This window comes from Pseudoalteromonas sp. TAE79, from assembly GCF_000498015.1.
Classification (GTDB): domain Bacteria; phylum Pseudomonadota; class Gammaproteobacteria; order Enterobacterales; family Alteromonadaceae; genus Pseudoalteromonas.
The window spans coordinates 1-20,678 of the sequence record NZ_AUTL01000275.1; the positions used below are offsets into that span (position 1 = coordinate 1).

A 20,678-nucleotide genomic window follows, 5' to 3' on the forward strand; every position below is an offset into this window, starting at 1 on the left:
GAATTGACTGTGCGTTATTATTTTCACTTTTAAAAAAGTAAAATCAAAACAGCTCAAGGCTGAATCTTTTAATAACATATGGTCACTCAGTTTCAATTGAGACTCTAATTTGTTTGCCTCGCTACCTAAGCAGCTTGGCTGTTAGAACTCAATCTGTACGAGTGCCCACACAGATGATTGCTTTATATTGTTAAAGAACGTTGCGATTATAAAGCTGAACTTTATCTCGCTAGGGCTGCGCATATTACGCTTTCCTATTTTTTTGTCAACACTTAAATTTAAACTTTCTAAAAAGATTCAATCTAAGTTTTACTTAACACCCTGAGTTGTTCGTGCCTCGCTATGCGTTGCTGTTTCCCGTCTCAGTGGGGTCGCATTATAGGGAGATCCGAAAACAGATCAACCCTTTTTTGAAGAAAACTTGAAATAATGTGCTGTTCGCTGAGTATTTGAGCTAAACGCTCAAAAACACAACTAAACCTCCTGTATTGAGGGGTTTAAAGAGCTATTTAAAGTCAAAGTTATGGTAACTAGTGATCAGTAGAGACATATTTGGATCATCAATGCTGAAAAAGCCAACCAATAAGTTAAGAGTCGTGTTACTAAAATCATTTGAAATAGTCAAAAGCCGAGATTTAAATTCATTGGGCTATATTTTTATTTGAGAAGTGAGTTTACTAAGGCCCCAATGGTTAGCTTTACTATGAGGTTCTTAGTATCGGTATATAGATAAGAGAGCGACCCCATATATCTTCTGAGCAGCTCTAATCACTAAAAACTTCGTTAGGGATTGCTTAATGGTAGTTAAATTCGAAGTGCTATTATTAATAACTGTAAATCACTATATAAAGTGAAAATACTCTTTAACTAAAACCGGATAGGCTATTTTGGATGAATGGTAAGTAAAGATAACTAGGCTAAGTTATTAAAACAGCAGTCAAAACAACCTATCGATTCAGAATCTATGAGCCGATGCACATAATAGAAGATAATTACTGGTTCATATAGTTTGATAAATTTTAGGCAAGAAAAAGCCGAGCATAAGCTCGGCTTTTAGGTTTCTTTAAGACTTACTCTGCAGACTGTGCGTCTTCTTGAACTGCTTCGCTAGTCGCTGGGCGACCAACTAGTTCAATATAAGCCATTGGTGCATTATCACCAGTACGGAAGCCACACTTAAGAATACGAGTGTAACCACCTGGACGATCCGCGTTACGTGGACCGATTTCACTGAATAATTTACCAACAACTTCATTATCACGCGTGCGAGCAAACGCTAAACGGCGATTTGCTACACTGTCAGTCTTAGCCAGTGTGATTAAAGGTTCAATTACACGACGTAACTCTTTCGCTTTTGGCAAAGTAGTTTTGATGATTTCATGTTTCACCAAAGAACCTGCCATATTGCTAAACATCGCTTTACGATGGCTACTGTTACGGTTTAATTGACGACCACTCTTACGATGGCGCATGACCCTATCCTTCTAACTAAACTAATATAGTGATTTAGATTATTCAGCTAAGCTTGCAGGTGGCCAATTTTCTAGGCGCATACCTAGAGAAAGTCCACGTGAAGCTAGCACGTCTTTAATTTCAGTTAGAGACTTCTTACCTAGATTAGGCGTTTTAAGAAGCTCAACTTCAGTGCGCTGAACTAAATCACCGATATATTGAATTTGCTCGGCTTTCAAACAATTTGCTGAGCGTACTGTTAATTCAAGATCATCAACTGGACGAAGTAGAATAGGATCGAATTCTGGCTTCTCTTCTTTCTCTTCTGGCTCAGTTACATCACGTAAATCTACGAATGCATCTAATTGCTCAGCTAAGATAGTAGACGCACGGCGGATCGCTTCTTCTGGATCTAAAGTGCCGTTTGTTTCCATATCAATGATTAACTTGTCTAAATCTGTACGTTGCTCAACTCGAGCTGATTCAACCGAGTACGCAATACGTTCAACTGGGCTAAATGATGCATCAAGCAACAATCTACCAATTGGACGCTCATCGTCATCAGAGGATAAACGACTAGATGCCGGCACATAACCACGACCACGTTCAACACGAATACGCATGCTGATCTCGCTGTTATTTGTAGTTAAATTACAAATAACGTGATCTGGATTAGCAATTGTTACATCGCCATCGTGCTGAATATCAGCCGCAGTAACAGGGCCTACACCAGATTTAGTCAGGGTCAGAAAAACTTCATCTTTGCCTTCTAACGTTACTGCTAAACCTTTAAGGTTTAATAGTATTTCAATGATGTCTTCTTGAACGCCTTCTTTCGCGCTGTACTCATGTAATACACCGTCGATTTCAACTTCAGTTACTGCACATCCAGGCATAGATGAAAGTAATATACGGCGTAAAGCATTACCCAGAGTATGGCCAAAACCACGCTCTAATGGTTCTAAAACTATTTTAGAACGCGTTGGGTTGATAGCGTCGATGTCGACTAACCTTGGTTTTAGAAATTCTGTAACAGAACCCTGCATTTTATCCTCTCTTAACTCTTAACTTTACTTAGAGTAAAGTTCGACGATTAGTTGTTCATTAATGTCCGCAGACAGGTCTGAACGCTCAGGTAGACGCTTAAAGCTGCCTTCCAATTTCTTACCGTCAACTTCAACCCAAGTCGGCTTTTCACGTTGCTCAGCCAACTCTAGAGCAGCGATGATACGTGCTTGCGTCTTAGACTTCTCACGGATTACAACAGTATCTTCTGGAGTAATTACGTATGAAGGAATGTTCACAACACGACCATTAACTAAAATCGCTTTATGGCTTACTAACTGACGTGCTTCTGCACGTGTGCTAGCAAAACCCATGCGATATACAACATTGTCTAAACGTTGCTCTAAAAGCTGTAACAAGTTTTCACCTGTGTTGCCTTTAAGGCGAGCAGCTTCTTTGTAGTAGTTACGGAATTGCTTTTCTAATACACCGTAGATACGACGTACTTTTTGCTTTTCACGTAATTGTAAACCGTAATCAGATAAGCGACCTTTACGAGCGCCGTGCTGACCAGGTGCAGTCTCAAGTTTACACTTAGAGTCGATAGCTCTTACGCCGCTCTTAAGGAACAGGTCAGTACCTTCACGACGACTCAGCTTGAGCTTAGGGCCCAAATATCTTGCCATGTTATTTCTCCTAACCTATTGTTAAACGCGACGTTTCTTCGGTGGACGACAACCATTATGTGGTATTGGCGTCACGTCAGTAATGTTGGTAATACGGTAACCAGCAGCATTCAAAGCACGTACAGCAGACTCACGACCTGGACCTGGACCTTTAATGAAAACTTCTAGATTTTTTAAACCATATTCTTGAGCAGCAGTACCTGCACGCTCTGCAGCAACCTGAGCAGCAAATGGTGTAGATTTACGTGAACCACGGAAACCTGAACCACCGGCAGTAGCCCATGATAGTGCATTACCTTGACGGTCGGTAATCGTTACAATAGTGTTGTTGAAAGACGCATGAACATGAGCCATACCATCAGCAACTTGTTTTTTAACCTTTTTACGACGAATTGGTGTCTTAGCCATAATACTATCCCCTTATCGCTTAATAGGCTTACGAGGACCCTTACGGGTGCGCGCGTTAGTCTTAGTTCTTTGACCACGTAGTGGTAAAGAGCGACGGTGACGTAGGCCACGATAACAACCAAGGTCCATTAGGCGCTTGATATTTAAAGTAACTTCACGACGAAGATCACCTTCAACAGTGTACTTGCCAACTGCATCACGCAGTACGTCAAGAATTTCGTCTGAAAGTTCACCGATTTTTGTGGTTTCGGCGATACCAGTCGCTTCTAAGATAGCCTTAGAGCGAGTCTTACCTATGCCATAAATAGCTGTTAAACCAATAACTGCATGTTTATGATCAGGGACGTTAATGCCAGCAATACGGGCCACTAACACATCTCCTATATTCGAATTTGGTAATCAAAAGTTTGAAAAGCCCGTAAGGATACTCAAACGAAGACCAAATCACTACTAAAAACACAGGCCGAGAAAACTCAGCCTGCACGACTGTTTACTTAGCCTTGCCTTTGCTTATGCTTAGGCTCACTGCAAATTACGCGTACTACACCAGCACGTTTAATAACTTTACAGTTACGGCATATTTTCTTAACGGAAGCACGTACTTTCATTGCTCAACTCCGTAAACTGACCTTATCGACCGTAGCCTTTAAGGTTCGCTTTTTTCAGCACAGAATCATACTGATGAGACATCAGGTGAGTCTGTACTTGTGCCATAAAGTCCATGATTACTACAACGATAATCAAAACTGATGTACCGCCGAAGTAGAATGGCGTTTGCCACGCCATCGTCATGAATTCAGGCACCAGACAGATAAAGGTTATATACAAAGCACCTGCCAATGTCAGGCGTGTCATCACTTTATCAATGTATTTAGATGTCTGCTCACCTGGACGAATACCTGGGATAAATGCGCCAGATTTCTTAAGGTTATCTGCTGTTTCACGTGGGTTAAAAACCAACGCTGTGTAGAAAAAGCAGAAGAAGATAATAGCCGCAGCTAAAACAAGCGAGTACAACGGTTGACCTGGAGTCAACGTAGTAGCAACAGCTTGTAATACATCAGCGACTGGACCTTCACCTTGGCCGAACCAGCTAGCAATTGTACCAGGGAACAGAATTATACTGCTAGCGAAGATTGGTGGAATAACACCCGCCATATTTACTTTTAGTGGTAAATGCGTGCTTTGGGCAGCAAATACTTGACGACCTTGTTGGCGTTTAGCGTAGTTAACAACAATACGACGTTGTCCACGTTCGAAAAACACTACAAGATAAGTAACAGCGAATACGATTACCGCAACCATCAACAGTACAAAAACATTCAAATCACCTTGGCGCGCCATTTCGACTGTCGAACCAATAGCAGACGGCAAGTTAGCTACAATACCAACAAATATTAGAACAGAGATACCGTTACCGATACCACGCTCTGTTATTTGTTCACCCAACCACATAAGGAACATAGTACCAGTAACTAAACTCACCACAGCGGTGAAATAGAAACCCATACCAGGGTTAACAACTAACCCCTCCATCATGCCCGGTAAGCTAGTAGCAATACCGATTGATTGAATAGTAGCTAGCACAAGCGTGCCATAGCGTGTGTACTGGCTAATTTTTTTACGCCCTTGCTCACCTTCTTTCTTAAGCTCTATAAACGGAGGATACATATGCGTTAATAGTTGCGTAATAATCGAAGCCGAGATATACGGCATAATACCCAGTGCTAACACTGAAGCTCGCTCAAGTGCACCACCACTGAACATATTGAACATTTCAACAATGGTGCCCTTTTGTTGCTCGAAGAAATCGGCAAGTACAGCGGCGTCAATCCCAGGGATCGGCACAAATGAACCTAGACGGTAAATTATGATAGCACCCAATACGAAGAGTAATCGGCGCTTCAATTCCGAAAGTCCACCTTGTGCACTTTTTGTATCTTGACCTGGTTTAGCCATTAGTACTTCCTTAGTCTTCTACCTTGCCTCCGGCAGCTTCAATAGCTTCGCGAGCACCTTTAGAGGCTTTAAGGCCTTTAACGGTAACAGCGCGTGAAACTTCGCCAGATTTAACAACTTTAACGAAAAGAACGTTCTTTTTAACTAGACCAGCTGCTTGTAACGCGCTTAGGTCTACCACATCGCCTTCAACTTTAGCGATTTCAAAAAGGTTTATTTCTGCAGATACTAAAGATTTGCGAGAAGTAAAACCAAATTTAGGTAGACGACGTTGCATAGGCATTTGACCGCCTTCAAAACCAACGCGTACTTTGCCGCCAGAACGTGATTTTTGACCTTTGTGACCACGACCACCAGTCTTACCTAGACCAGAACCGATACCACGACCAACACGTTTTGGAGCAGTTTTTGAACCTGCAGCAGGTGAAAGTGTATTCAAATGCATCGAATTAACCCTCTACCTTAACCATGTAAGAAACCTTGTTTATCATACCACGTACACATGCTGTGTCTTCTAACTCAACAGTGTGGTTGATACGACGTAAACCAAGACCGCGTAATGTAGCTTTATGTTTCGGTAAACGACCGATAGAGCTTTTTACTTGTGTTACTTTTACAGTTTGATTTGCCATGGTTACCCCAGTATTTCGTCTACGCGAAGGCCACGTTTTGCAGCGATTGACTGTGGAGAATTCATATTCTCAAGAGCCGAAATCGTTGCACGTACTACGTTGATTGGGTTAGTAGAACCGTAACATTTAGAAAGTACGTTCTGAACACCAGTCACTTCTAGTACTGCACGCATAGCACCACCTGCGATGATACCAGTACCTTCAGAGGCTGGTTTCATGAACACTAGTGAGCCAGCATGACGTCCCTTAACAGGATGCTGTAATGTATTGCCATTTAGGTCTACATTGATCATGTTGCGACGTGCTTTTTCCATTGCTTTTTGAATAGCAGCTGGAACTTCACGTGCTTTACCATAACCAAAACCTACTTTACCTGCGCCGTCACCAACTACAGTTAGTGCAGTAAAGCTAAAGATACGACCACCTTTAACTACTTTAGACACACGGTTCACCGCGATTAGCTTTTCAGCTAGATCAGGCTGTTGTTGCTTTGCTTCTACGTTAGCCATAGTCTACTCCTAGAATTGCAAACCGGCTTCACGCGCAGCATCAGCTAGCGCCTTCACACGGCCGTGATATTTAAAGCCACTGCGATCAAAAGCAATCTTTTCGATGCCTTTGTCAGCCGCACGTTCAGCAACCGCTTTGCCAACTGCTTGCGCAGCTTCAACGTTACCGGTGCCTTTAACTGTTTCGCTAATAGCCTTTTCAACAGTAGAAGCAGCAGCCAGTACATTACCCTCAGCATTTACAACTTGAGCGTATATGTGACGTGGCGTGCGGTGGATAACAAGACGCGTTGTGCCTTGTTCAATATAATTTCTACGAGTGCGTTTAGCACGACGTAGACGAGCTGTTTTTTTATCCATCGTCTTACCTTACTTCTTCTTAGCCTCTTTACGGCGTACATTCTCATCTGAATAACGAACACCCTTACCTTTATAAGGCTCAGGTTTACGGTATGCACGAATGTTAGCAGCTGTTTGACCAACTAACTGCTTGTCTACGCCCTTAACTAGAACTTCTGTTTGGCTTGGAGTTTCAATCGTAATTCCTTCAGGAACTGCGAAATTAACTGGGTGTGAGAAGCCAAGAGTTAAATCTAATGTTTTACCCTTCGCTGCAGCACGGTAACCCACGCCTACTAACTGAAGTTTCTTCTCGTAACCTTCATGCGTACCAACAACCATGTTGTTGATTAGAGCGCGAGCAGTACCTGCTTGAGCCCATGCATTAGCTACGCCATCACGAGGTAAAGTAGTAATAACGTTTTCATTTACTTGTACTTCAACAGCGTTGTTGATTGTACGAGTAAGTTCACCGTTTTTGCCTTTAACTGTGATTTCCTGGCCTTTTAATGTAACTTCTACACCGGCAGGAACAGTAATTGGTGCCTTTGCTATGCGAGACATAGTTCCCCTCCGATTAAGCTACAAAACCAATGATTTCACCACCAACACCAGCACTACGTGCTGCGCGGTCTGTCATTAGGCCTTTAGAAGTTGATACGATAGCGATACCAAGACCACCCATTACCTTAGGTAATTGGTCACGTTTCTTATAGATACGTAAACCAGGGCGACTTACACGCTGGATATTTTCAATTACAGCTTTGCCTTCGAAGTACTTCAACTCGATAGAAAGCTCAGGTTTAGTTTCGCCGTTAACAGCGAAATCTACGATATAACCTTCGTCTTTTAGTACTTTAGCTAATGCTACTTTCAGCTTTGAAGTTGGCATCGTTACAGATACTTTCTTCGCTGATTGACCGTTACGAATTCGTGTGAACAAATCCGCGATAGGATCTTGCAAGCTCATAGTCTTACTCCCATGATTCTATTACCAGCTAGCCTTTTTAAGGCCAGGAATTTCACCGCGCATAGCTGCTTCGCGAACTTTAATACGGCTCATGCCGAATTTGCGAAGGAAACCATGTGGGCGGCCCGTAATGTTACAACGATTACGTTGACGTGCAGGGCTAGAATCACGTGGTAAAGCTTGTAGCTTAAGTACCGCGTCCCAACGATCATCTTCAGATGTGTTAACATCACTGATGATAGCTTTTAGTGCAGCGCGCTTTTCAGCGTACTGAGCAACTAGTTTTGTGCGCTTTGCTTCACGCGCTTTCATAGAATTCTTTGCCATAACCCTACCCTTATTTCTTAAATGGGAAGTTAAACGCTTCTAACAACGCACGGCCTTCCTCATCAGATTTCGCAGAAGTAGTGATAGTAATATCCATACCGCGTACACGGTCTACTTTATCGTAATCGATTTCTGGGAAGATGATTTGTTCACGTACGCCCATGCTGTAGTTGCCACGTCCATCAAAAGACTTTGCACTTACGCCACGGAAGTCACGAATACGTGGGATAGCGATTGATACCAAACGCTCAAAAAAGTCCCACATACGCTCGCCGCGTAGGGTTACTTTACAACCAATCGGGTAGCCTTCACGCACTTTAAAGCCAGCAACAGATTTGCGTGCTTTAGTGATTAAAGGTTTCTGACCAGAGATTGCTGCTAGATCCGCTACTGCGTTATCTAAAATCTTCTTGTCAGCTAGGGCTTCGCCCACGCCCATATTCAATGTGATCTTTTCGATCTGAGGGACTTGCATGACAGAGCTGAAACCAAACTTCTCTTGAAGTTCAGCAACTACTTTGTCTTTATATACTTCATGCAGTTTCGCCATCATTCTACTCCAACTATTAGATAGTTTTACCAGTAGATTTAAAGATACGTAATTTCTTACCATCTTCAATCTTGAAACCTACACGATCAGCTTTACTCGTTTCCGAGTTGAAGATCGCAACGTTTGATGCATCCATAGATGCTTCTTTCTCAACAATGCCGCCAGCTTGGTTCAATTGTGGAACCGGCTTTTGGTGTTTCTTGATCAAGTTTATGCCTTCGACAAAGATTCGACCAGATTCAGTAACAACTGAAAGCACTTTTCCGCGCTTACCTTTGTCTTTACCTGCTAGTACGATTACTTCGTCATCACGACGTATTTTTGCTGCCATGATTGGCTCCTTACAGTACTTCTGGGGCTAGTGAAACGATTTTCATGAACTTATCATTACGAAGTTCGCGAGTCACAGGGCCGAAAATACGTGTACCAATTGGCTGTAAGTTATCATTTAAGATAACAGCAGCGTTGCTGTCAAAACGGATCAAAGAACCATCTGGACGGCGAACACCTTTTCTGGTACGCACAACTACCGCGTTTTTAACATCACCTTTCTTCACTTTACCGCGAGGAATAGCTTCTTTTACAGAAACTTTAATGATGTCGCCAATCGCTGCGTAGCGACGGTGAGAACCACCAAGGACTTTTATACACTGCACTTTGCGAGCGCCGCTGTTATCAGCAACTTCCAGCTGAGTTTGCATTTGGATCATGTTAATGACCTCCGGTGTAGTAATTACAACGTGTCTTAAATTTGTTTAAAATCAAGACATTTCGATTAAATCCCACTCAAAAACAAACGAGTTGTCTCTTAAGGGCGGGCAATTGTACCAGCATTGAGGGGGTAGCGATAGGTTATTTTTTAATTAATTTGGAGTGATGGGAAATTAAAGCTGAGTAATTACGGCTATGTAGCTATTTTACAGGTGGTTACAAAACAAACAAGGCACCTGTAATGTGCCTTGTTTGTTTAAAGTATAATAAATTAACCAAATAAACCTTTTAATTTATCTTTAATTTTATCTTTTGCTTTGTCTTTGGCTTTTTCTTTTGCCTCATCGACCTTCTGCTTAGCTTCATCTTTGAGCGCATCACCAACATCTAGCTTTATACCTACATCGTGGAAAGGCCCTTTTATGCGTAGTGGTATTTTAAAGCCAGTGCTGTCATCGGTAGTTCCCTGACCTTCGATAGATCCAACTATACCTGTAACCAAACGATAGTTGACCGTTGTTTGCGGTAAATCAACGTCGCCTTCACCTGATATTCTAATAAGTGGGCTGATAAGTGATAGGTCGGTATTTTTGCCAACGCCATTAGTAAAGTTAAAACTTCCAGTTAATGCTGAAAAATCTGTTTGCTCAGATTCTTCAAATCCGGTATCAAGCCCTTCAGATGCAGCACCAAAGTTACCTGAAATGAGTTCCTTACCTTTACGAACCATCTCAGCTATATTTGCACCTTTTACAGCTCCATCAGCAAACTCAAATCCAAGCTTTCCATTAAGCGCACCAATAAACGACTTTTGACTTTGGCCAGTTGTGTTTAGGTTCCAATTTAAAGACCCCTTACCCATTAGCTTGTCAAAACCTGCCGCATCCGTTAATAAAGGCTGTGCATCTATTCCAGCTAAGTCAAAGTTAGTTGATATTTTATAAGGTACTTGCTGTGCGTTTACATTGATAACGCCTTTACCTGACCCTTCATAAGCAGAAAAGCTATCTAGGCTTAGTTTTGCAACGCTATTTTTTAAAGCAACAGTAAATTGATTTGCGCCTAATTTAATATCATTTGCTTTTAATCCACTTGAACGAATCACTACATTTGCATCTAGTGAATTTAATGCACGTAAATCAATCTTAGTGTCATCCCATACTACTGGCTCTGCAGGTTTATCTTCTTGCTCTTCTGGCTCTTCTTGTTTTGCCACTGCTTCAGGTAGATATGGGTTTAAGTCAAGCATACCTAAATCAATATCAGCATTTACTGCTAAACGCTTACCTAGGTTAAGCTCGCTCTTACCTTTTATTTCTAATGCGTCTAACGTCGCAACTAAATCTTCTAAATTAAATTTCTCACCTAGTAGGTGCATTTTACCGTTTACACTAAATCCGTTAAAAGCATTGTCTTTAGCGTCTAGCTCTACACCTTGCCATTTCGCAATACTTTTAACAGACTCACCGCTTAGTGCTAACTGACCTTTAATATCTTGACCTTGCTTAGCTATGCTCCCTTCGAACGTTAAATCAACTAAACGAGAATCTAAGGTTTGTTTAACATTAAAAGTAGCACCTTCAATTGCTTTAGCAGGAGTATCTAATTTTATATCAAGATCAAAACGCTCTTGCATATAAGTAATACCTCCTTTTACTTCTAATGTTTTACGAAGTGAAGGAAGTAAAATAGCGAGTTCTAAATCGCTAATTTGTTGTTTGGCACCTGTTTGACCATCTAGATAAGTGAATGTGCCGCCATAAATAGCAACCTCACCTAACTCAATATCAAAGTTATCTGGAAGCTTTATCGCTTCACCTGGTTGGCTCTGCTCTTTTGGTTGCTCTGCAACTGCATCAAACAACTGCCAATTGGCTTTACCATTTTTGTCGGTTTCTAATAGGATATTTGGTTCGTTTATAACAAACTTATCTAATTTAAACTCACCACCAAATAATGAAAACCAAGGTATGTGTACAGCAAGCTGTTTCATACTCGCCATATCGGCGCGCGAACCTGATTCCATATTTGCAAAATGCACGTCGTTAAGTTCTAACTTTAATGCAGGGAATACGCTAAGTGTTTTATCACCTTTAATAGTAAGAGTGCGCCCAGTTGTTTGTTCTACCTGTTCTGAAACTTTGTTAAAAATAGTATCAGTAGGGATTAAAAACGGTGCGGCAACAATTAGTGCTATACATAGTAAAAGTATTACACCTACAATTTTAAGTAAGGTTTTCATGATCGTCCTTTCAAACGTGCAAATAATGTTCTTATCATAGCGAGTGTTAGCCTTAAAATCATTGTCGTTCTGATAAAAAAGCTTTTTATTAGATATTACATTCCCATCCTGAATCGCCCCTGAAACATTTTGATACCTTTAGGTTACAAATAAATATTGACCCGATGAAACCTTAAGGTTACATTGATACCTTAAGGTTGCATATTGTAAAAATTTTAAAAGGAAATGAGCTATGTCTAATTACGATATCAAAAGTGAAGAAAAATTTATGGGCCAAAATGCATGGTTTTCATTATTCATGGGGGTCACTTTATTAATCATTAGTGTTTACCCAATGCTTAATCAAACATCAGCCCCACTATTGTTTTTAGGAACTGCTGCTTTTTTAGGTTCATTCTTTATGTTTGTGATCAGAGGCGGGTTTACATGGAGAATGAAATACCACCTTACATATAAAGATGAGTATTTAAATACCATCGACACTATTGCCTATAAACATGTCGTGCTTGGCTTACTTTTTAGTATGGGTGGCGTGTACTTACTCTCCGATACTCTTGCTTTAGAAGTATCTCACAGCATGATGGCTACATTTTACCTTGCTGTAATGAGTTTAATATACGGCGTATCAATTCTTTGGCAAAGCAAAAATTAGGAGCAAAAGTGCAAAATAAAATTGCAAAATACCGCAAAGAAGCAGGCCTTTCTCAACAAGACTTGGCTGATCTAATTGCGGTTTCACGTAAGACTATTAGTACAGTAGAAACGGCACGATTTACCCCTTCGGTAATAATTGCTCTAAAAATAGCAAAGCATTTTAATACCTCAGTTGAAAGTCTCTTTGTACTAGATAAAAATGATTGATACATGTTAAAGCGTTAGTCTCATTCTATTAGCAAAAACACCGATTTAGCTACTTCAATTACAACGTATGGAGGACAGCGCTGTTGTTATTAACGTAATTGCGCTAAAATAGACCAGCAAAAAAATATATATCTAAACCGGAGATTCTACAAGGCATGAAAAAACTGCTAATTTCACCGTCAAAAATGACGCTAGGCGAACAAGAAAATCAAATCTATCAGAACATTCTGAAGCAATCTTCAGAATTAAGCCTTAACCTTATGGCCGTGAAAGTAGAAAACCACCCTGATGATTTTTTACCTTGGTGTTACGAATTGCTAAGTGCAAGCAGAGATCGTATGAACTACGATTTACTAGAGCCGCAGCAATTACCAGTACTTAAGAAGCTACACGATCAGCTTATTTCAGCTATCAGCTTTTTACAGGTTAAAACTTTACGTATTGCTCCGTGGCCTGTAGTAAGTGTATTTGTAGAACAACACAAAGACGTTATTGCTCTTGATGAACAGCTTCGCTTAGTAGACTACATTAAAAGCATTCGTGAACAATCTCTTAAAGATATGATTCCTGAAGACTTACTTGCGTTTAGCGGTAAGCACATGGCATCACTTGATCCAAGCACATACAACTTTGACGTTGAATGGTTTGCATCTACAAAGAGTGCAAAGAGCTTCCATCAAATGCTTGGTGATTTACCAGGTGCTTTTGACGATGCACTAGTGAATATTCCACTTGAAGGTGATATTACTCAATATGAGTATCAACAATTTGTTGCTGCTTATTCAAAAATATTTACCGACAACAACGAAAAACCAACACTTGCGCCTGCAACACGACTGCTTGCAATGCGTCGCCCTGATATATTTACTCCGATCACAAACAATCGGTTAGATGCATTATGCGGTGCCCTTGGTGTTTCTAAACTTAAAAATAGTGATTTTGAGCGTTACTGGCAAGATATTGTAAAAGGTATTCAAGCTATGTCATGGTACAAAATGGCTAAACCTAGTAATGAGTTAGAAGAACAATTAGTTGCTATTAAAGCGCTAATCCCATGTTTCTTTCACTATGCTGATGCTAAAACACCAGATAACTCTAACTACATCAAACTGTTAAGTAAGCCTAAACGCACTACAACTACGACAGGTAAAACTCAGCGTAGAGGTAAAGAGTCTGCAGAAATTTTAGTAGACCGCGCACTTGCTGCTGACGATATTCCTGAGCACATTCGCAGTAAGCGCGATTCAATTGTGAGTGAAGTTCAAAAAGGTCGTAGTGTAAACGAAACAATTAGCCTTATGCGCACTATATTTGGCTAAAAACTTCTAATTTAGCCGTACTTATATGGTGCGGCTAGGTTAATTTATGCACCAGCAGTGTGCGCAACGTCTTCCTACATGCCATATCTCTTCTCAATCTATAAAATGCAAGCTCATGTTTTTAATATATAAAAAATAATTTTTAATAAAAAATAATGAAGCTGGCACATACAGTGCAATTATCCCGTTAGTTAAACAATAAAAAGCCGTCAGCCTAAAGGTTCCGAATACATAATAAAAACCTTGGCGAGCAAAAAATCATATAACGGGAAATGGACATGCTAAAACTAAAAAAAACCATCGCTATAAGTGCTATAGCATTAATGGGCGCAACATCTTTAACGTCAACAGCCGTACATGCTGAAGTAACAGCAAACGCAGCGGCAACATCAAACTACTTATGGCGTGGTCAAGAGCAAACTGGGGGCGATGCAGCTATTTCAGGCGGTATTGATTACGCCAATGAATCGGGCTTTTATGCAGGTACTTGGGCTTCAAATGCATCGTGGGCAGATGAAATGACCTATGAGCTTGATTTATATGCAGGCTTTGGTGGCGACATTAACGAAAGCGTTAGCTACGATGTTGGCTATATTTATTACGCTTACCCAGATGCCGCTTCTGAAGCTGACGCCGATTTCTCTGAAATTTACGGTAGCATCAGTGTTGAAGGCTTTACATTTGGTGCTTCAGTACTTGCAACATCAGCTGCAAGTGGTGATGGTACAGACTTTGGTGATTCACTTTACCTGACAGCTGACTACGGTTTTGCTGTTGGCAGTAACGGCACTGAAATGGCACTTCACTTAGGCCACTACTCAGGTGACTTTATTGGCGATGATAATATCTTAGATTACGGTGTATCAATTTCGAAAGATGGGTTCACTTTTGGTTTATCTGATACAGACATGGATGACTCAGATATTAAAGCTTACGTTGCTTATTCTGTAGACTTTAATTTATAAGAAAGAATGTGTTACTTGCTGCGACACGAAGGGCCTTTTGGCCCTTTTCTTGTTTTATAGCTGTTTTGCTTTAAATGGTACCTTATTACATTGTACTTCTACTGTTTTAGGGTATCAAGCTGGGCCAATTTGATTCACAACCACCTCAGCTAAACCATTAGTAAACGATTTATACGTATGAACGCTTTGCCACTCCCCTTGTGGGCAATGTTTTGTTAAATCTAACGGCTCTGATCCCTCGTACAACGCAAGTGCAAAATTATGATGCCACTGTGAACTTTTTAGCGTCTTATTGCTTACTTTGCTCTGCATACCGTTATCAAAGTAAATATTTGTACACCCCGTTAAAATAATCAGTGTGCAACCGGCTGCAAATAGCTTGATGCTCATAATGTCTCCCCTAGTACTTGCTCTTGGCACCACACTTTAATGGTATGAGGCGAGTATATTCCAAGCGTAATTAAACTCAGCGCTCCATCACTAAACGTTTGCTGTGACTGCATTTGAATAACCGGTGTATTTGAACATATTTGTTTTACGTCTACCCGCTGCTCACCCACTAATCCCCATAAATAAAATGGACGGCTATCTTCGTAATTAGCTTGGCTCGTTATTTTTGCTGTTGCCCGTGGCTGAATGGTTACCGCAGAACAAGCACTGAGGCTTAATGCTATCGCCCCTATGATTTATGGTTTCATACTCTTCCTTATAAACTAAATACCAGTAAGGTAACTTTATAAGAGAACATAAAATATTAGCGTAAAAAGCTGTGGGGAATATGTAGAAACGCTATGAAGTTTTATACAGTTTATTACACATAAAGGCCGCATAAATGCGGCCTTTAAAGTAGTCAGTTTAAGTCCTTAGTAAATAAATAGACTTTAAAACTTAGCTAAGTTGTTTTTACTGTCTTTATCGACCAGCTTAATGTAAGGATCAACCCCCGCAAATAATGGTTTTTCTTTTACTTTTAGCTCAATAGTATTGGTACCAGATACTATTTGATGCTTTTTCGAGTAAATAACAAAGTCTTCAGCGAGTAAGTTTTCAGGGTCGTCGCTAAACAATGCAATATCAATTAGCTCATCGAGCGGCTGCTCAGTTTCTTCACCTTGTCCATCGGCATGCTGCTTAGTTGCTTCAACGCTCAGTGTTACTGTATAAAAACCTTCGCCATCAACATCATCTGTAACCGACACTTCTTTCATTTCAAGCTCATAAAGCGTTATATATTTAAACTGATCATCAATAAAACGTTGTTCAGCTTGTGTTGCATCTCGCTTTAAATAACTAAGTAAATCAAGTGTGGTTGGATATGGCGTTGATTGATATTTAAACTCATTCAAAAACGCTTTAAGTGCTGCATTTAAGCGTACTTCACCTAAACGATCATAAATCGCCATCATCGCAACTGAGCCTTTATTGTAATGAAGGTATTGTTGAGCCTGCGTTTTATATAGTGGCATTTCTTCAAAGGCTTCGCCAGTACGGCCCATTAAGTATTTATCTAACTCGTACTTTAAGAATTTACGAAGCTTCTCTGCGCCAAAGCGTTTTTTTAGCACCATAAGCGCACTGTATTGGGAGAGCGATTCAGAAATAACGGCACTGCCCTCTACATTAGCCCCCGATACTTGATGCCCCCACCATTGGTGAGCAACTTCATGTGCGGTTACATAGTAAGGGTAGTCAACTTTACTCTCATCTCTTAAGTCTGTAATAAAGCCCATACTTTCTGAGTAAGGTACCGTATTGGCAAAACTTTGCGCAAACGAGCGATACTTAGGAAACTCAATAATACGAAGCTGTCTATGCTGATACGGGCCAAAGGCTTGCGTGTAGTAATCTATTGAGTCTTGAACTGACTCAATCATGCGGTCAACATTCCATGCATGATCTTTGTGGTAGTACACCTCAATATTTACCCCATTATGCTCAACCTTTTTACTTTCAAGCTCTGCCGAAAGCACAGAGTAAAAGTTTATAATTGGAGCATCCATTTCATAAACAAAGGTGCGGCGTCCATCTTTTACACTCTCATCTTTTAAGTAACCTGGAGTAATCGCAAATTGTGACTCATCGGTGGTTACGGTTGCCTTGTAGTTTATAAATCCATTAGCAGGCCCAAACTCATTTTGCGTATAATAGCGGCTGTCTTCTAGTTTATGTGCGCGCTCAAGTTCGGGTAAATCGTGCTTGCGGCGCTCATATTTATCGGCAATTTGAAAATACTTTTGATAACCAAAATTTGGTAATAATTCTCCATTATTTACAAATGTCCCGTTGTGCACGAGTTGAGTATCAGATCTTCTATCAACAAAACCGTCGTGTTCACGAGAAACAGAAAGCTCACCTTCGCGTACTTCATTAGGCATTAGCGGTTGTTCAAACTCAAACCATACCATGCCAAAATCGGTTAAACGCTCTACTATTTTTCCGCCCGNGGCTCGTTTGCGGTATTGGTAAACTTAATTTTAGCCACGGCATTTAAAGCACGCTTTTTAGGATAAATATCAATGTTTAAATCAACATCAGTTATTATAGGCAGTGGCAAGTCTTTGTATTGTGAAAACTCTTGCTCATACCTTACTTGTAGCGCTTCGCTATCATCACTTGTTACAAACTCGTTGATTACACGGGTGTTGTAATAAATGTTATAACCCGCGCCCACAAATACCAATAAACTTATAACGGCTGCAATCTGGCCTTTTAAAGACATGTTGTAACGTACTAAAGATAAACGAGTACGCAATGTTTGCGACGGGCCGCGATGCCATAAAGCAAACCCTACAATAGCTAAAAACACACTCAATGCCCCCCAATATAGGGTATACCAATGCGCGCCTTGTAAAAAATGTCCATAACCGTTTATATCTGAATACGGTACGCTACTGCTTTGCGAAAAATGATACATATGATGCTCAAACCCGTAAGCACCCATTACCATTTGAGCAATGTAATACAAAATAAATAAACCCATACCTATGTATTTATTAGGGCTAATTATTTGTAAAAAGAACGCCAATATAGCCATCATAATAAAAGGCAGTAATGTAAGGTAACCCAACCTAAATAAGTACTGACCAAGCTCTAGGTTAAATTGCCCCTTAAATAGCTGCACTGCAATGGTAAACATCATGCCTACTAAATAAAGGCCACAAACTGCAGTGATTAACGCAATAATTTTAGATACCCAAAACACACTGTTATGCACCGGGAAACTGTCAACAATATCACCCATACCACTTTGGCGTTCTCGCCAAACCAGCTCTGCGCTGTAATAAGCAATAATGATAAACATAAACAAAGCGGAGGAGTTTTGAATAATGCCCACCATGTTTTGTGTGAGCGGCCAATCCGTTGTGCCATATGCGCCAATAGGTGCAAAAAGTGGTGCGAGTAACATAGTAATACTGACACCCGCTAAAATCATAAAAGGGGCACTTAATATAACTTGCTTAAGTTCAAATAAGCTGCGCATTACTAATTGCGATTTCGTATTTACCCCTTTTGACTTGTAATTTTTAGCGCTGCTAATAAGTGCTGCTTGTTTGTTTTGTACAAAAGCAGAAACTTTAAATTGCTTCTTCTGTTTTTTAATTACTATGCGGTTGCTTAGCTTTCCAAGGCCAAAAAACATCGCTAAACTTATTGCTACCCATAAAATACGGTTAATTAAAAAATCGCCCGAAAGCGTTAACACTTCAGTATTTTTATCACTTACAGTCCAGTAACGGGTTAAGTCAATTAACGACCCTGTGCCAAATGGGTCTGCGTAAACAACAATATTTCTAAACGCTAAATCATCAAAATAGATACTCGCCAATTGGTAGGTTATATAAACCACCACGGCCGTTACATATACCGCCATCATGGTTTTAAAATAGACCGCCACACTATTAAAAATAGCACTGAGGACCAATAAGCTTGGCACTGCTAAATATAAAAAAGGCGCTGCGTAATATATAAACTTATTGGGGCCTACTAGCTCGCTATCGAGCCAGCCAACCAACAAGCCAAATTGAGATCCCAAAAATACGCCTAATGGCACAGTTAAAAAAACAACTAGCACAACCAAGTAAGCACCAAAAAAACGTCCTGATTGATAAGCAAGCGGGTTAACGGGCTTACTAAACACCAGCTCATCCATTTTGGTCTCGCTGTTGCGAATCGCTGAGCTTGCAACAAAGTTAACCACTAAAAACATAGCAAGCGTACAAAAGGTAACCGTTAAAACCATAATGGTATAAGGCGAGTTCATATGAACATTAGCCCCACCTAACGGAAACTTACTACTGGAGCTTATAAAAAACGCCATAAAAAAGAATATTAATGAGGTCACATAAAACGAAGGCTGACGCATAAAATAGCGCAGCTCAAACGCGAGCATATTAAAAAACATAGCGCCCCCTTATGCTACTTGGCTGTTACGATGATTAAGCAACGTAGAAAAATACACATCTTCTAGGTTTGCACTGCTGAGCTCAAAACCTTCAGGGGCTTCATTGGCTAATACATGTAATATGGTTTGCCCAGCAAATAAGCGTTTTGAAATAACAGGCAGCTGCGGTTCAAGCTCTAGCGCTTCTTCTTGGCTCATGGCTTTGCGCCAAATTTGGCCTTGGAGTTTATCGGTAAGGGCAATTGGATTGCCCTCTAATAGTATTTTACCGCCTGCCAGCACCGCCATGTTTGGGCAAAGCTCTGCTACATCTTCAACAATGTGGGTCGATAATATAACGACTTTTTGCTCGCCTAAGCTTACTAACAAGTTATGAAAACGATTACGCTCTTCAGGATCTAGCCCCGCTGTTGGTTCATCAACGATAAGTAAGTCGGGGTCACCTAGTAAGGCTTGTGCAATACCAAAACGCTGGCGCATACCGCCCGAAAAGCCACTTACCGCTTTTGAGCGATGTTGATATAAATTAGTATGTGCAAGTAATCCTTCAACCGACTCTTTACGCTCTGCTTTATTATGGATTCCCTTTAAAACAGCCATATGGTCCAGTAAGTCGTAAGCACTAACACGCGGGTACACACCAAAATCTTGCGGTAGATAACCCAAACGTTGGCGCAGAGCCTGTGGGTCTTTAAAAACATCAATACCATCAAAAGTGATTGAACCCGAATCAGCCGACTGCAGTGTTGCAATGGTACGCATTAGCGATGATTTACCTGCGCCATTTGGCCCAAGTAATCCAAACATCCCTTTGCCGATAGATAAATCAACACCTTGTAGTGCATGTACGCCATTATCGTAGGTTTTAGATAACCCTGTTATTTATAGCATTTTTACTTCCTTGAATATGAGTAATTATTTTTATAATGTTTTATACCACAAGGAAAATAGGAACATAAGTTACTTGCTGGTTAAATTTGTAACAATAAATAAACATAATTTAAACTCATAACACTTGCCTGCACTGTATTCACTCGGTATAAAAACCACATATACTTTTTATAAGGGGTAACCGGAATATCTGGTTGATTCATAAATTGGCACTCGGAACCAAAGGCTATTATATCAACGGAAAATCTGGTTGAAATTCGGTCGAAACTTTACCGTCACAACCTAGCGCATAACACCCGCCTGCCTCAGTTGTTTTACATCTTTTCGGGGCGGTGCGCCGAATAAGCGGTGGTACTCCCGATTGAATTGAGAAGGACTTTCATAACCCACAAACGCGCTTGCGGTTCCTGCATCGACATTTTGGTTGAGCATCAATTGCCGAGCCTCTTG

The 20,678-nt window shown here is 40.6% G+C and carries 25 protein-coding genes and 1 pseudogene; 4 read left to right on the forward strand and 22 right to left on the reverse strand.

The genetic code is table 11. The features are described from left to right. Positions 1-1,070: 1,070 nt before the first annotated feature. The 18 genes from rplQ to L655_RS0122330 all read right to left on the reverse strand — a co-directional run bounded on the left by rplQ (position 1,071) and on the right by L655_RS0122330 (position 11,790). Positions 1,071-1,472: a 50S ribosomal protein L17 gene (rplQ, locus tag L655_RS0122245; protein ID WP_002959450.1), complete on the reverse strand. Its 402-nt coding sequence runs from the start codon at positions 1,470-1,472 to the stop codon at positions 1,071-1,073. Positions 1,473-1,511: 39 nt separating this feature from the next. Beyond that, positions 1,512-2,498 carry a DNA-directed RNA polymerase subunit alpha gene (gene rpoA / locus L655_RS0122250; RefSeq protein WP_002959452.1) on the reverse strand — a complete coding sequence of 329 codons (987 nt, stop codon included), beginning with the start codon at positions 2,496-2,498 and terminating at the stop codon, positions 1,512-1,514. Positions 2,499-2,522: 24 nt separating this feature from the next. Continuing rightward, on the reverse strand, positions 2,523-3,143 hold the full coding sequence (gene rpsD / locus L655_RS0122255) for a 30S ribosomal protein S4 (RefSeq protein ID WP_002959461.1): 621 nt from the start codon (positions 3,141-3,143) through the stop codon (positions 2,523-2,525). Between the two features lie 21 nt (positions 3,144-3,164). Then, positions 3,165-3,551, reverse strand: coding sequence for a 30S ribosomal protein S11 (gene rpsK, locus L655_RS0122260; protein ID WP_002959471.1), 387 nt, complete (start codon positions 3,549-3,551; stop codon positions 3,165-3,167). Between the two features lie 12 nt (positions 3,552-3,563). Continuing rightward, positions 3,564-3,920: a 30S ribosomal protein S13 gene (gene rpsM / locus L655_RS0122265; protein ID WP_002959473.1), complete on the reverse strand. Its 357-nt coding sequence runs from the start codon at positions 3,918-3,920 to the stop codon at positions 3,564-3,566. 125 nt (positions 3,921-4,045) lie between these two features. Next, positions 4,046-4,159 carry a 50S ribosomal protein L36 gene (rpmJ, locus tag L655_RS0122270; protein ID WP_002959476.1) on the reverse strand — a complete coding sequence of 38 codons (114 nt, stop codon included), beginning with the start codon at positions 4,157-4,159 and terminating at the stop codon, positions 4,046-4,048. A 22-nt stretch (positions 4,160-4,181) separates the two neighbouring features. Next, the gene (gene secY, locus L655_RS0122275) at positions 4,182-5,510 is read right to left on the reverse strand and encodes a preprotein translocase subunit SecY (protein ID WP_002959478.1); all 1,329 of its coding nucleotides are present in this window, start codon (positions 5,508-5,510) and stop codon (positions 4,182-4,184) included. Positions 5,511-5,520: 10 nt separating this feature from the next. Next, positions 5,521-5,955: a 50S ribosomal protein L15 gene (gene rplO, locus L655_RS0122280; RefSeq protein ID WP_002959480.1), complete on the reverse strand. Its 435-nt coding sequence runs from the start codon at positions 5,953-5,955 to the stop codon at positions 5,521-5,523. Positions 5,956-5,959: 4 nt separating this feature from the next. Continuing rightward, the gene (gene rpmD, locus L655_RS0122285; protein WP_002959482.1) at positions 5,960-6,142 is read right to left on the reverse strand and encodes a 50S ribosomal protein L30; all 183 of its coding nucleotides are present in this window, start codon (positions 6,140-6,142) and stop codon (positions 5,960-5,962) included. 2 nt (positions 6,143-6,144) lie between these two features. Further along, positions 6,145-6,651 carry a 30S ribosomal protein S5 gene (gene rpsE, locus L655_RS0122290; protein WP_002959485.1) on the reverse strand — a complete coding sequence of 169 codons (507 nt, stop codon included), beginning with the start codon at positions 6,649-6,651 and terminating at the stop codon, positions 6,145-6,147. Positions 6,652-6,660: 9 nt separating this feature from the next. Beyond that, complete coding sequence (rplR, locus tag L655_RS0122295; RefSeq protein WP_002959486.1) at positions 6,661-7,011, reverse strand: 50S ribosomal protein L18; 351 nt, start codon at positions 7,009-7,011, stop codon at positions 6,661-6,663. 9 nt (positions 7,012-7,020) lie between these two features. Beyond that, a complete protein-coding gene (rplF, locus tag L655_RS0122300; RefSeq protein WP_024606323.1) occupies positions 7,021-7,554 on the reverse strand; it encodes a 50S ribosomal protein L6 in 534 nt (177 codons plus the stop codon). A 13-nt stretch (positions 7,555-7,567) separates the two neighbouring features. Continuing rightward, the gene (gene rpsH, locus L655_RS0122305) at positions 7,568-7,960 is read right to left on the reverse strand and encodes a 30S ribosomal protein S8 (protein ID WP_002959491.1); all 393 of its coding nucleotides are present in this window, start codon (positions 7,958-7,960) and stop codon (positions 7,568-7,570) included. A gap of 21 nt (positions 7,961-7,981) precedes the next feature. Next, the gene (gene rpsN / locus L655_RS0122310) at positions 7,982-8,287 is read right to left on the reverse strand and encodes a 30S ribosomal protein S14 (RefSeq protein ID WP_006794245.1); all 306 of its coding nucleotides are present in this window, start codon (positions 8,285-8,287) and stop codon (positions 7,982-7,984) included. 10 nt (positions 8,288-8,297) lie between these two features. Next, entirely contained in the window at positions 8,298-8,837 is a 540-nt protein-coding gene (gene rplE / locus L655_RS0122315) for a 50S ribosomal protein L5 (RefSeq protein WP_010554915.1), read from the reverse strand. A gap of 16 nt (positions 8,838-8,853) precedes the next feature. Then, a complete protein-coding gene (gene rplX, locus L655_RS0122320; RefSeq protein WP_002959496.1) occupies positions 8,854-9,168 on the reverse strand; it encodes a 50S ribosomal protein L24 in 315 nt (104 codons plus the stop codon). 10 nt (positions 9,169-9,178) lie between these two features. Further along, positions 9,179-9,547, reverse strand: coding sequence for a 50S ribosomal protein L14 (gene rplN / locus L655_RS0122325; RefSeq protein ID WP_002959498.1), 369 nt, complete (start codon positions 9,545-9,547; stop codon positions 9,179-9,181). A gap of 272 nt (positions 9,548-9,819) precedes the next feature. Continuing rightward, complete coding sequence (locus L655_RS0122330) at positions 9,820-11,790, reverse strand: AsmA family protein (protein ID WP_024606324.1); 1,971 nt, start codon at positions 11,788-11,790, stop codon at positions 9,820-9,822. Positions 11,791-12,022: 232 nt separating this feature from the next. On the opposite strand from L655_RS0122330, the gene L655_RS0122335 reads away from it, so the two are divergent. The 4 genes from L655_RS0122335 (at position 12,023) to L655_RS0122350 (ending at position 14,935) form a co-directional block, all read left to right on the forward strand. Continuing rightward, entirely contained in the window at positions 12,023-12,442 is a 420-nt protein-coding gene (locus L655_RS0122335; RefSeq protein ID WP_024606325.1) for a hypothetical protein, read from the forward strand. 8 nt (positions 12,443-12,450) lie between these two features. Next, positions 12,451-12,651 (forward strand): helix-turn-helix transcriptional regulator, encoded by a 201-nt coding sequence (locus tag L655_RS0122340; protein ID WP_002959505.1) that lies wholly within the window; start codon positions 12,451-12,453, stop codon positions 12,649-12,651. Between the two features lie 155 nt (positions 12,652-12,806). After that, a complete protein-coding gene (locus L655_RS0122345) occupies positions 12,807-13,970 on the forward strand; it encodes a hypothetical protein (protein WP_024606326.1) in 1,164 nt (387 codons plus the stop codon). A gap of 278 nt (positions 13,971-14,248) precedes the next feature. Continuing rightward, a complete protein-coding gene (locus tag L655_RS0122350; protein WP_024591363.1) occupies positions 14,249-14,935 on the forward strand; it encodes a TorF family putative porin in 687 nt (228 codons plus the stop codon). A gap of 114 nt (positions 14,936-15,049) precedes the next feature. Here L655_RS0122350 and L655_RS01000000126075 read toward each other — a convergent pair whose 3' ends face one another. The 4 genes and pseudogenes from L655_RS01000000126075 to L655_RS01000000126090 form a co-directional block, all read right to left on the reverse strand. Next, positions 15,050-15,325 (reverse strand): hypothetical protein, encoded by a 276-nt coding sequence (locus tag L655_RS01000000126075; RefSeq protein WP_050582236.1) that lies wholly within the window; start codon positions 15,323-15,325, stop codon positions 15,050-15,052. Then, complete coding sequence (locus tag L655_RS01000000126080; protein WP_342626716.1) at positions 15,322-15,621, reverse strand: Bor family protein; 300 nt, start codon at positions 15,619-15,621, stop codon at positions 15,322-15,324. The genes L655_RS01000000126075 and L655_RS01000000126080 overlap by 4 nt, the downstream gene beginning before the upstream one ends. A gap of 195 nt (positions 15,622-15,816) precedes the next feature. Further along, positions 15,817-19,337 (reverse strand): annotated as a pseudogene (locus L655_RS01000000126085) (M1 family aminopeptidase). Between the two features lie 9 nt (positions 19,338-19,346). Beyond that, a complete protein-coding gene (locus L655_RS01000000126090) occupies positions 19,347-20,219 on the reverse strand; it encodes an ABC transporter ATP-binding protein (RefSeq protein WP_241764542.1) in 873 nt (290 codons plus the stop codon). Between the last annotated feature and the right edge of the window lie 459 nt (positions 20,220-20,678).

Bases quoted from the DNA above. Each gene is read 5' to 3' on its own strand.
- rplQ (WP_002959450.1), bottom strand. From the start codon at position 1,472: ATGCGCCATCGTAAGAGTGGTCGTCAATTAAACCGTAACAGTAGCCAT.
- rpoA (WP_002959452.1), bottom strand. From the start codon at position 2,498: ATGCAGGGTTCTGTTACAGAATTTCTAAAACCAAGGTTAGTCGACATC.
- rpsD (WP_002959461.1), bottom strand. From the start codon at position 3,143: ATGGCAAGATATTTGGGCCCTAAGCTCAAGCTGAGTCGTCGTGAAGGT.
- rpsK (WP_002959471.1), bottom strand. From the start codon at position 3,551: ATGGCTAAGACACCAATTCGTCGTAAAAAGGTTAAAAAACAAGTTGCT.
- rpmJ (WP_002959476.1), bottom strand. From the start codon at position 4,159: ATGAAAGTACGTGCTTCCGTTAAGAAAATATGCCGTAACTGTAAAGTT.
- secY (WP_002959478.1), bottom strand. From the start codon at position 5,510: ATGGCTAAACCAGGTCAAGATACAAAAAGTGCACAAGGTGGACTTTCG.
- rplO (WP_002959480.1), bottom strand. From the start codon at position 5,955: ATGCATTTGAATACACTTTCACCTGCTGCAGGTTCAAAAACTGCTCCA.
- rpmD (WP_002959482.1), bottom strand. From the start codon at position 6,142: ATGGCAAATCAAACTGTAAAAGTAACACAAGTAAAAAGCTCTATCGGT.
- rpsE (WP_002959485.1), bottom strand. From the start codon at position 6,651: ATGGCTAACGTAGAAGCAAAGCAACAACAGCCTGATCTAGCTGAAAAG.
- rplR (WP_002959486.1), bottom strand. From the start codon at position 7,011: ATGGATAAAAAAACAGCTCGTCTACGTCGTGCTAAACGCACTCGTAGA.
- rplF (WP_024606323.1), bottom strand. From the start codon at position 7,554: ATGTCTCGCATAGCAAAGGCACCAATTACTGTTCCTGCCGGTGTAGAA.
- rpsH (WP_002959491.1), bottom strand. From the start codon at position 7,960: ATGAGCTTGCAAGATCCTATCGCGGATTTGTTCACACGAATTCGTAAC.
- rpsN (WP_006794245.1), bottom strand. From the start codon at position 8,287: ATGGCAAAGAATTCTATGAAAGCGCGTGAAGCAAAGCGCACAAAACTA.
- rplE (WP_010554915.1), bottom strand. From the start codon at position 8,837: ATGGCGAAACTGCATGAAGTATATAAAGACAAAGTAGTTGCTGAACTT.
- rplX (WP_002959496.1), bottom strand. From the start codon at position 9,168: ATGGCAGCAAAAATACGTCGTGATGACGAAGTAATCGTACTAGCAGGT.
- rplN (WP_002959498.1), bottom strand. From the start codon at position 9,547: ATGATCCAAATGCAAACTCAGCTGGAAGTTGCTGATAACAGCGGCGCT.
- L655_RS0122330 (WP_024606324.1), bottom strand. From the start codon at position 11,790: ATGAAAACCTTACTTAAAATTGTAGGTGTAATACTTTTACTATGTATA.
- L655_RS0122335 (WP_024606325.1), top strand. From the start codon at position 12,023: ATGTCTAATTACGATATCAAAAGTGAAGAAAAATTTATGGGCCAAAAT.
- L655_RS0122345 (WP_024606326.1), top strand. From the start codon at position 12,807: ATGAAAAAACTGCTAATTTCACCGTCAAAAATGACGCTAGGCGAACAA.
- L655_RS0122350 (WP_024591363.1), top strand. From the start codon at position 14,249: ATGCTAAAACTAAAAAAAACCATCGCTATAAGTGCTATAGCATTAATG.
- L655_RS01000000126075 (WP_050582236.1), bottom strand. From the start codon at position 15,325: ATGAGCATCAAGCTATTTGCAGCCGGTTGCACACTGATTATTTTAACG.